Annotated in this window: 2 protein-coding genes; both read left to right on the forward strand. The window is 61.0% G+C overall.

Going from position 1 to position 1296, the window contains the following annotated elements; all coding sequences use genetic code 11:
- Positions 1-62 precede the first annotated feature (62 nt).
- Positions 63-647: an RNA polymerase sigma factor RpoE gene (rpoE, locus tag A3730_RS24390; RefSeq protein ID WP_063520457.1), complete on the forward strand. Its 585-nt coding sequence runs from the start codon at positions 63-65 to the stop codon at positions 645-647.
- A gap of 4 nt (positions 648-651) precedes the next feature.
- On the forward strand, positions 652-1236 hold the full coding sequence (locus A3730_RS24395; protein ID WP_063520458.1) for a sigma-E factor negative regulatory protein: 585 nt from the start codon (positions 652-654) through the stop codon (positions 1234-1236).
- Positions 1237-1296 lie beyond the last annotated feature (60 nt).

Consider the following 1296-nt stretch of genomic DNA (forward strand, 5'->3'; position numbering starts at 1 on the left):
TTTAGTGGGCCGTCATGCGGCCATGGTTACTTCACGCGTTTCGCGATAGATCCGGGGGATCGGTGTCAGACGAAGAGTTGGTCAAGAAAGCCAAAACCGGCGATCAGCGTGCCTTTGAGGTGTTGGTGCGAAAGTATCAGCAGCGCCTTTTCGCGTTGATTAGTCGTTATGTGCGTGACCAGGACGAGGTCCAGGATGTTGCTCAGGAAGCCTTTATCAAGGCCTGGCGCGCGCTGCCCCGATTCCGTGGAGACAGCGCCTTTTATACCTGGCTTTACCGTATCGCGGTCAATACCGCCAAGAACCACCTGGTGTCGGCCGGCCGCCGGCCGCCGGGCTCTGACCTGGACGCTGCAGAAGCCGAACAGTACGCCGGTGCAGAAATGCTGCACGAGATTGGAACCCCGGAGTCCCTCGTGTTGTCAGAGGAACTGGAGGCGGTCATTCATGCAGCGATTAATGAGCTGCCTCAGGAGTTGAAGACGGCCGTGACCCTGCGTGAATTCGAGGGCCTCAGCTACGAGGACATTGCGGTCGTCATGGAATGCCCGGTGGGCACAGTTCGGTCCCGGATTTTCCGGGCCAGGGAAGCAATTGACACAGCTGTTCGCCCGCTATTGGGCTCACAGCGCGGCGATAAAGGGTGAGAGTATGAACAGGGATTTGGAAACGCTGTCCGCGTTCCTTGACGGTGAAACCAGCGAGTTGGAAACCCGTCGGGTAATGCGTGATATCGACGATAGCGAGCTGGAAACGCTGGCTCGCTGGCAGTTGGCCAGTGACGTTATGCATAGCCAGGCCTCCATGGCGGTGCCGGCGGGCTTTAATGCCAGCCTGTCTGCTGCGCTGGCAGAAGAAACCTTGCCTGCTCGCCGCCCTGCATGGCTGGGCGGCATGGCGCGCCTGGCGGTAGCCGCGTCTGTGGCTGCGGCTACGGTGGTTGGCTGGCAGACCTGGGAAGGCAGCCAGGCGGCGAATGGGTCAGCAGCACCGGCTCTGGCCGCTGCGGCGCCGGATAACCGCATCAACCGTCCATTCGCTGAAACGTCCCTGGTGTCCCAGGCGTTCAAAACCAGCAATGTGACGGCGACCCCTGCTACTGCGGTGCCGGTCTCCCAGCCCCGTGTGAATAACATGCTGCTGCGTCATAGCGATTTCGCTGCGCGCCATAGCGGCCAGGGGATGATGCCCTTTGCCCGGCTGGTCAGCATGGACGCCCGTCACGGGGCCCGCTAACGGATGATGCTTCGAGCTCTTGCCTTTTCTCTGACTCTCTGCTCGCCGGTGGTGGCGCTG

It is taken from the genome of Alcanivorax sp. HI0044, from assembly GCF_001634945.1.